This is a genomic window from Streptomyces sp. NPDC088812 (genome assembly GCF_044750285.1).
GTDB lineage: Bacteria > Actinomycetota > Actinomycetes > Streptomycetales > Streptomycetaceae > Streptomyces.
Genome location: NZ_JBIVJP010000032.1, coordinates 24,621 through 33,159 on the forward strand (window position 1 = coordinate 24,621; position 8,539 = coordinate 33,159).

The window sequence follows — 8,539 nt, forward strand, 5'->3', positions numbered from 1 at the left end:
ATACCCCAGTGCATGTCGAAGGAGGCATGCGGTACGCGCCTGCGGCCGGCGAACAGGTCTGTTACGTACCCGTACGCCCGATGAGGCCGGTTAGCCTGCGTGCTGGAAACGTGCGGGGTGGCGCGGTAGCCGGCGCGCGTCCACCATCGGACGTCGGCGCCGAAGCGGGTGATCAGAGTGCCGGCGGGATGCACTCCGCCGGTACGCGTACGGATCAGTGCTCGGCTGCGAACGTCACGTACTGGGCCCAGCCGTCTCGCCCCACGGCGAAGTGCGGACGCGTCACGTCCTTGGAGTCTCGTACGTAGATGGCCTGCCCGGAGATGGCGACTTCCACGCAGTCGTCTCCCTGGGTGCCGCTGTAGCTGGACTTGAACCAGGCGAGTTCTGTGGTGCCCATGTCTCTCCTCGCAGTCGCTCCAGCAGACCCCTGGAATCGTTGGGGTTGAGGGCCTGCGACCGCAGTGTGTCATAGCACTGATAAAGGAGGCTCACCTCTTTCGGGTCGGAGATCAGACGGCCGTTCTGCTGCCCCTCCGAGTAGCCAAGCCGCCGGTGCTCCGGCGTCTCCAACAACCGCATGGGTCCGTCCAAGCACGCATGTGACTCGGCGCCCAGCGGCACGATCTGAAGCGTCACGTTCCTCAGCGCCGTCAGTCCCAGAGTGTGGTCCAGCAGCCCTCGCATCACCTCCGCACCACCGAGCGGACGCCGGAAGACGTGCTCCTCGACGATGAAACTGAACGGAACGTTGGGCCGCTCGTTGAGCATCCTCTGTCGCGCCAACCGAGCAGAGACCTGCGCCTCCAACTGCTCGTCGGACAGCGGGGGAACACTGTTGTCGAAGACGGCCCGTGCATACCCCTCCGACTGCAACAGCCCTGGCACCAACCGGCACTCATATGTGCACAGGCTCACCGCGACCCGCTCCAGCCTCGCCCACTGCCGGAACCAAGCCGCCAACCCCGCCTCCCCCCGCGTCAGAAACCGCGCCGAGTTCCGCAACGCCCCCGTGTTCCCCAAAGCCTCCTCCGCGCGCTCCACGAACGACAGGTCCGGCATCCGCCGCCCCAGCTCCACCGACTCCACGGTGTGCTTGGAGAACCGGACGATCTCCCCGAACTGCACCCGGCTCAGCCCCGCGTGCTCGCGCAGCGCCTGGACGACGGCCCCGAACGTCCGCAGACTGTCCGACGGGTCCGGCTCCCGCTCACAGCCCCCGCCCGGCACTGCCGCTCCGGCGTGATCGGTCGTCATGAGGCCACCTCCAGATGCGCACACCCGCGCCAATCCCCGCGATCAAGGGCGTCCAGAGTGGCCGACCCGCATTCGTACTGTCCACCGAACGTATCCGTACGCTGACTCAGCGTACGGAGCGGTGTGCCTACCTCGCCGCCCCGGTGAAGGCGGTCACGGCCGAGGTCCGCACAACGGCACCAACCGCATGATGACGCGCTAGGGTTTGCAGTTCACGGGACACCCGTCGACAGATGTGCCGACTACCGAGTCACCGTGTTGAGACGTCAGCGGGGTTGTCCGAACCAGGCGACCTGGCTACACGCTGAACCGCCCGGGGGGGCATCATGGCCAAGGCTCCGATTGACGCCGACACCGACGGCGACGAAGCTGCCGACCGAAAGGTCGTCGAGCAGGAACAGGCCGAGCTACGGGAGTTCATCAAGGGGCTGAGCGCGGACGACATCAAGTCAGGCAGCTGGTTCACCAGGCTCAGCGCTGAGGCCATGAGCTCCTACACCGCCAAGGTCGACTGGCAGTACTTCCAGGAGCGGTATACGGGCGTACCCGCGGATGCCATCGTCGATCAGCGGATCAAGATGGCGGCCCGGTACGCCGCGCTCGAAGGCGGGCTCTCCGCCGGGGCCTACTCGGCGGCCGTCATCGCCACCCTCGGGAGCCTTGGCGGTGCCTCGCCGGCGACCGTCCCGGCCGCCGTCGCGACCCTGATGGTCGATGTCGCGTTCATCACCCGGCTCCAGATGCGCCTGGCCTACGACATCTCAGTCCTCTACCGGGTCCCGCTCGACCTGTCCGACCCCGAGGACATGTGGAAGCTCATTCGAGTGGCCTTCACGATCAAGAGCGGGGAAGTGGTCCGGGAAGGCGTACTCAAGGCGGTCCCGGCCATGGTGCGGCCGGTGATCAAGCGCTACTACTCCAAGACGGTATTGGCCGCCGCGAGGGGGCTCCCCGTCGTCGGGAAGCACCTCCTGCAACGCAACGTCATCAAGATCGGCATCCCCCTGGTCGGCGTTCCCCTCGCGGTAGTGCTGAACCGCTACACGACGCTGCTCGCGGGGCGGCACGCGCAGGCCGTCTTCCGGAACGAGGCGCGGGTGATCGAACTCGCCGAGAATCTGAGCAAGAGCAGTCAGCACCCGCAGTTGATGCTGTGGGTCGCATGGCTCGTCATCAGGGCGAACCGCAAGATGACCGATGACGAGACGCTGTTGATGCGGCACCTGGTGAGGGTGGTCCGGGAGCAGCATCAGGTGGTCGACGAACAGCTCTCTCACCTTGTCGACATCGACCCCGCCGAGGTGTGGCAGCGCATAGACGCCGAGCCGGGGGATCTGAGCGACATCATCGACGCGGCCGACCGGGTGGCCACCGTGGACGGTGACGTCAACGCACGCGAGAAAGCCGTCATCTCCGAGCTACGAGACCGCTGCAGCCGCGTTGCCTGACGCCTCCCGAGCCGCCAGGGAACGCGGTGGCCCAGTAGTTTCTACCGGCCACCGCACTCTTCACCAGGCGTCTCCGTACGGTGACCTCCCGTACGCGGCGAGCTGCTGGCGCCCGGCGCCTCACGCCCGTCACCGTGGCCCCATGAACACAGCAACGCCCCAGCTCCCCACCGTGCGGACGTTCACGCAGCAGTTGTCGTCCACGCGCCGGGGTGCCCGCCTCGCCCGGCTCCTCACCTGCGAGCATCTGCGGACCTGGCAGACGTCACCGGTCGTCACCGACCGTGCGGAACAGATCGTCGCGGAGCTCGCCAACAACGCCGTGCTGCACGGCCACGTCTCAGGACGCGACTTCCGCCTCGACCTCACCCACGACCCGGTCACCGGCGTCCTCCGCATCGCGGTCACGGACGCCGACGGGGACCGACTGCCCTCCCTCGGGACGGATTGGGTCACGCCACCGCACAGCGAGTCGGGCCGCGGCCTGCTCATCGTCACCGCTCTCGCCGACCGCTGGGGCACGGAACCGCGTCCGCCCTCCGGCAAGACGGTCTGGGCCGAGTGTGCCCTGTGAAGAGGCTGTTGCCCCCTACTAAGCAGCGCTGACCGGTAACACCCTTGCCCCACGCCGGTGTACATAAGCTCGCGCTTCCGCATGCGCCCCGGTCCGGCACATGTCCTGGCGATGAGCCGATCACCTCGGGGGTGGAGATGGAGCAGGAGTCGACCCGTCCATATCCGGTGGACGAGCTGTTGACCGCGGTCCGACTGGAGATCGCTGCCGAGCTGCGCAGCGACGGCAAGGACGAGCAGAGGGTGCCCCTGTCGAAGGGCCGCCGAACCGCGCACACCGACGAGCGGCACGAGTACCCGCAGGTGGCAGGACGGCCCCGACGGCAAGCCCGTGCTGGTCCGGCCGTCCCGCTCCACCGACGCCTGGGCGCCGGCCGAAGCCAAGCGGCTTCCCGACGGCAGCGTGCGCCTGGTCACCACCCTGGACCTGGGGAACGCCCCCGCGAACGTGCAGATCCGTGAGGACGACGCGGCCGGGTGGCGCACGCTCGCCGAACGCCTGGAGGCGGTGGGACAGCCGGAACACCCGGTGCCCGTGGAGGGTGCCGGGTGGATGGTCGGCCTGGGCAGCCCGCGCCTCGGCAGTGAACGATCGATGGCCCGCTGGGTGGCGAACTGGGCATCCTTGGCGCGGTCAGGCCGGAGCCAGCTCCCGCGCCGCACCTCCCGCGAGTTGACGTAGCTTCGCCCGTGTCTCGGGGTCCGTCGAGTACACGATGGTGCCGACCATCCCTCGCGTCAGCAGCACCTTGTAGGTGTTGCGGATGAGGCGGTCCACGTCGGCGTCGGAGGTGGACCGCTTGAAGACCGGATCCTTCGACGCCGTACGGTCGGTGACCCAGCGGTCTCCGCGCCAGAGCAGGTCGGGGCCGATGATGACGCCGGACCAGTCGTACTCGAAGCCCTGGGCGGTGTAGACGCAGCCGACCTGGCCGAAGCCCGCCGGATCGGTGGCCCACAGCGCGGCCGGGGGCGCGCCGGAGACGGAGCGGTCACCGCGCAGGTTCCAGGGGCGGGCCCAGTCGTCGATCACGACATCGGGCGGCAGGGGGTGACCCGGCTTGGGCTCCGGGGACCAGGGCCAGCAGTAGCCGGCGGACATGCGGGCGCCGTAGCTCTGGGCTCGCCGGGCCTCCAGGAACGCCTCCATCTCCTGAGGACTGTCGGCGACCAGGAGCTGCATGCGGCCGTCGGGCTCCCAGGTGACCGGTCCGCCGGGCTCCAGTCCGAGGAGTCGGACCACCCAGCGCAGGTAGGCGTCGCTGCCGCCGCAGCGGAACTGACTGTCCAGGGGTACGACGTGGCACGGGATGTCCCGCTTCGCCGCAGCCTCCTTGATGTCGGCGACGGTGCCCATCTCGCCGGGACGCACGACCTGGTGCTCATCGAGGAAGAAGACGGGCACATAGGCGACGTCGATGAGTTCGTCGATCTGGGCCCTGCCGGTCCGGTGCTCGGCACGCGTGTAGCGGTTGGCGGAGGTCTCCCGGATGCGGTGGGCCTCGTCGCAGATCAGAGCGCCCAGGCTGTTCTTCTCGGCGGTCATGAAGCTGTTGAAGTACTTGAACAGATCCTGCACTTCACGCTTACGGGCCCCGGCGATCTTCCTCATCGTCTTGGTGAAGGACTGGGAGCCGGTGGCGTGCAGGGTCGGTACGCCACGCCGGTACAGCTCTCCGAGCAGTTGGAGGGCGATCACGCTCTTTCCGGTGCCGGGACCTCCCGTGACGATGACGACCTCCTTGCGGTCGGCGTTCTTCGCCTTCTGCACCGCGTTGAGCACCATGCGGTACGCGACCTGCTGCTCGTCGAGGAGCACGAACTGCGTACGCTCACGCACCTCTTCGGCGGCCACGGACATGAGCTGTTTCGAGGGGACTTTGACACCGTCGCACAGTTCGTCCGCCGCTCGCGCGCCAGAATGCTTGTCGCTGAGCCTCGCACGGAGGTGGTCGAGGAAGGCACCGCGGCGTTCCCCGGTGAAGAGCAGACCGTGGCCGTCCCGCTCGATCTCCCTCAGCCCGGTCACCCCGAACTCGGTGGCGTTGTGCAGGAACGCCACCCCGTTGACCCTGTGGCCGTACTCGGACACGGCTCCGTTGAAGTTGACCAGGTACTCGCAGTAGCGGCGCACCTGCTCGATCGGGTTGAGGACGGGGTGGGTGTAGGCATCGACGTGGCACAGCGTCGGGTCGTCCTCGTGCGGGAGTGCCTGGCTCCACTGCTTGAGTTCCACCACGACGTACGACGGTTCCCCCGTGGCCGGGTGGACTCCGGCGAGAACGACGTCGGCGCGTTTGCTGTTCAGCGGGAGCGCGTACTCCAGCATGACCTCCACGTCGCCCAGACCTGCGTCGTTGAGCGCGGCGGCCAGGACGGGGATACTGCGCTCCCAGGAGCGCACCTCCGAGGTGCCGGGTCGGTAGCCGTGCATGTGGACGAACTTGTCGGTGAGGTGCAGGAACAGCGAACCGTCGAGCGCCATGACGGCAACCGTTTTCGCGGACGCGCGGAACAGCAAGGACTTCCCCCGGGCAGCACGAAGAGACTCGTGCGGGTGGGGGCGTGTCCTTCGGAACTCCACCGGGGTGGAGCGGAAGCCCGTCGGGCCGCGTTGACGATGGGTCGAGGGTACCTGGCGGTACCGTCAGCGGCACCGGAGCCCTGGATACGGTCAGCTGAGCAGGGTGCTGTGGCGGCCGGACGGCGTGCTGCACCCGTTCACACGTCCTGTCCGGACGCCTCCCCTCAGGCCCGTCGCAAGCGGCATCAATACAGCGATGCCGATCATCCGATCGTGACTTATATGATCACCGGGCCTGATTAGACACGACATCGTGTCCGATCAGCCAGGCGGAAGGCCCACATGCCTCCCGACGCACGATCCACGGCAACACGCAGCGAGGTCACCGCACATGAACGACACGTCAGCCTCCTTCCAGCTCCTCCCCGGAGCCCCCGACTCCCCCGTGATCCTCCACGTCCCGCACTCCTCGCGGGCGATACCGGCGGAGGTGCGGCAGGGCATCGTGCTCGACGATGTGACGCTGGAGCGGGAGTTGGACCACATCACCGACTCGCACACGGCGGAGATCGCGGCGGCCGCCGCGGCGCGCTGCGCCGTCGCGCCCTGGCGGTTCGTCAATCAGATGTCCCGGCTGGTCGTCGACCCCGAGCGGTTCCCGGACGAGCGGGAGGAGATGCTGTCCGTCGGCATGGGCGCGGTGTACACGCGGACCACGCACAAGGAGCGGTTGCGTCCGGACGGGTACAACGGGCGGGCGCTCGTCGAGGAGTACTTCGAGCCGTACGCCGCCGCCATGACCGACGCGGTCGCCGAGCGGCTGGCGGCCGTGGGGCGGGCGGTGGTCGTCGACGTGCACTCGTATCCGACCGAGCGCCTGCCGTACGAGCTGCACGGTGACGGTCCCCGTCCGCCGGTCTGCCTGGGCAGCGACGGCTTCCACACCCCGGCGGAGCTGCTGTCCCGCGCCGAGCGGGCGTTCGCCGGCTTCGGCGGCACGGGGGTCGACAGTCCCTTCGCCGGGACGTACGTGCCGCTGGAGTACTACGGGAAGGATGCCCGGGTCAGCGCCCTGATGATCGAGGTCCGGCGCGATGTCTACATGACCGAACCGGGTGGCCCGGCCGACGGACCCGGGCTGGACCAGCTCGCCGGCGCGCTCGCGGAACTGCTCGACGCGGTGAGCGCGGCGTGACGACGGGCGGCGTGACGGTCCGCTGAGCTCGTCGCCGCCGGCGTACGGCGTACGGCGTGGCGGGGACGCTGGATCCGTCGTCCCCGCACCACCCCGCGCCCTTTTGCCTCAGGCCCGCTGCCGCCACACTGGTGCCGCTCGGCACCGGTTCCCGCCCGTACCCGGGCGGGAGGGGCGGGCGCGACTGGGGGGAGTGGGTGCCGCCGTGGCAGCAGACGATCCGTCCGACGAGGAGGTACGTGCGGCGATCGGTGCGTACCTGGCACGCTCCGGCCGGAGGAAGAACCCCGCTCCGCCCCTGGAGGACCTCCTCCTCACCCGCTCGCACCTTCTCGAGGGCACGGTCACCCGCAGCATCGAGCACCGCACGGAGGAGATGCGGCACCGGCCGGGAACCGTCGCCCTCTCGGAGCAGCCGACCTACGAGGTGCTGCGGGACTACAAGCTCGGCCCCCGCGAGTCACCGCAGCACCAGCCGCTCGACCTGGTCCGGCGCGGCTCGGTGCATCTCCGGTCCTGCGACTGCGGCAACGGCCGGCGGCAGTGCGCCGACTGCGCGGGCATGACGTACCGCCCCTGTGAGCCCGCGCAGGTGTGCGCCGTCTGCCAGGGCGTCAGCGCGTGCACGCAGTACCTCAAGCACGGCGGCCTGCCCAGCGCCCCGCCCCGGCCTCCGAAGCAGGGCAGCGCCGACCGCCCCGACGAACGGGTGACCTGCGAGGGGTGCCACACGCCCGACAGCGCGTGCCCCGGCTGCCGGGGCTGGGGGAAGGTCAGGTGCCCGGAGTGCGGGGCGACCGGGCGCATCCCCTGCGCGCCGTGCGGGCGCAGGGGCACCACCGAATGCACCACCTGTAAAGGGCACGGGAGTCTGACGTCCTGGACGGCGGGACGGATCGAGTGGACCCGGCGGTCCGACGTCGTGCCTCCCCCCGTCCCGCGGCCTCGGCGGATCGGGTCGGACCTGGACGCCGGCGGCTGGCGGGAGGATCTCCTCGGCTTGAACGACCCTCTGCCCGGCGATCTCTCCGCCGACCACCGCACGGCCGTCGAGCCGTACCTGCGGCGCCGCAAGGACGAGAAGGAACGGCAGGTCGTCCTCCGGCGTCTGACGGTGGTCAAGGCCGGCGCTCCCGGCTCTCCCCACCTGGAGTTCTACGTCTTCCGGGGCACCGACGGACGTCTGCGAACCGTGCGGCGGCTGTCGGACGAGGGCAGGTGGAAGGCCTCGCTGATCGCGGCGGCCCTCGTCGCCCTCGTGATCCTGGTCCTGGTCCTGATCCGGTGACCGGACCGCCCGCCGGGGCGGACGCGGGGGCGCCCACCGGGGCGCGGCCATCGGGGCGGACGCGGGTAGGACGCAGGCAGGACCGGTGGGGAGGCCGGGCCTCCCCACCAGACTCTGCGCCTCGTTCACGGCGTCCCGACCGGGTGCGGCGTCACGGCCGTCCACGGCCTCGCGACCGTCCACGGCCTCGCGACCGTCCACGGCCTCGCGACCGTCCACGGCCTCGCGACCGTCCACGGCCTCGCGACCGTCCA

General features: G+C 69.6%; 8 protein-coding genes. 5 read left to right on the forward strand and 3 right to left on the reverse strand.

Features of this window, described 5'->3' with window-relative positions; genetic code table 11:
- Positions 1-214: 214 nt before the first annotated feature.
- Together ACIP67_RS39325 and ACIP67_RS39330 are read right to left on the reverse strand one after the other, a co-directional pair.
- Positions 215-337 carry a DUF397 domain-containing protein gene (locus ACIP67_RS39325; RefSeq protein ID WP_401698515.1) on the reverse strand — a complete coding sequence of 41 codons (123 nt, stop codon included), beginning with the start codon at positions 335-337 and terminating at the stop codon, positions 215-217.
- A complete protein-coding gene (locus tag ACIP67_RS39330) occupies positions 283-1,257 on the reverse strand; it encodes a Scr1 family TA system antitoxin-like transcriptional regulator (protein ID WP_401698517.1) in 975 nt (324 codons plus the stop codon). Before ACIP67_RS39330 ends, ACIP67_RS39325 begins: the two co-directional genes overlap by 55 nt.
- A gap of 326 nt (positions 1,258-1,583) precedes the next feature.
- Here ACIP67_RS39330 and ACIP67_RS39335 point away from each other — a divergent pair, with 326 nt between their 5' ends.
- From ACIP67_RS39335 to ACIP67_RS39345, 3 genes are all read left to right on the forward strand, one after another.
- Positions 1,584-2,705, forward strand: a complete 1,122-nt coding sequence (locus tag ACIP67_RS39335) for a hypothetical protein (RefSeq protein WP_401698520.1) — start codon at positions 1,584-1,586, stop codon at positions 2,703-2,705.
- A gap of 142 nt (positions 2,706-2,847) precedes the next feature.
- On the forward strand, positions 2,848-3,279 hold the full coding sequence (locus ACIP67_RS39340) for an ATP-binding protein (RefSeq protein WP_401698522.1): 432 nt from the start codon (positions 2,848-2,850) through the stop codon (positions 3,277-3,279).
- 330 nt (positions 3,280-3,609) lie between these two features.
- Positions 3,610-3,960 (forward strand): hypothetical protein, encoded by a 351-nt coding sequence (locus ACIP67_RS39345; RefSeq protein ID WP_401698525.1) that lies wholly within the window; start codon positions 3,610-3,612, stop codon positions 3,958-3,960.
- Here the strand turns inward: ACIP67_RS39345 and ACIP67_RS39350 are convergent.
- A complete protein-coding gene (locus ACIP67_RS39350; protein ID WP_401698528.1) occupies positions 3,913-5,799 on the reverse strand; it encodes a DNA/RNA helicase domain-containing protein in 1,887 nt (628 codons plus the stop codon). The two genes, ACIP67_RS39345 and ACIP67_RS39350, sit on opposite strands and share 48 nt — an antisense overlap.
- 394 nt (positions 5,800-6,193) lie before the next feature.
- Between ACIP67_RS39350 and ACIP67_RS39355 the strand changes: the two genes are divergently transcribed.
- Positions 6,194-6,997: an N-formylglutamate amidohydrolase gene (locus ACIP67_RS39355; protein ID WP_401698531.1), complete on the forward strand. Its 804-nt coding sequence runs from the start codon at positions 6,194-6,196 to the stop codon at positions 6,995-6,997.
- A gap of 205 nt (positions 6,998-7,202) precedes the next feature.
- Positions 7,203-8,285 (forward strand): hypothetical protein, encoded by a 1,083-nt coding sequence (locus ACIP67_RS39360; protein WP_401698533.1) that lies wholly within the window; start codon positions 7,203-7,205, stop codon positions 8,283-8,285.
- Positions 8,286-8,539: the final 254 nt, after the last annotated feature.

What these genes read in the sequence shown, in the direction of transcription:
- ACIP67_RS39330 (WP_401698517.1), bottom strand. Translation starts at nt 1,257, where the DNA reads ATGACGACCGATCACGCCGGAGCGGCAGTGCCGGGCGGGGGCTGTGAG.
- ACIP67_RS39340 (WP_401698522.1), top strand. Translation starts at nt 2,848, where the DNA reads ATGAACACAGCAACGCCCCAGCTCCCCACCGTGCGGACGTTCACGCAG.
- ACIP67_RS39335 (WP_401698520.1), top strand. Translation starts at nt 1,584, where the DNA reads ATGGCCAAGGCTCCGATTGACGCCGACACCGACGGCGACGAAGCTGCC.
- ACIP67_RS39355 (WP_401698531.1), top strand. Translation starts at nt 6,194, where the DNA reads ATGAACGACACGTCAGCCTCCTTCCAGCTCCTCCCCGGAGCCCCCGAC.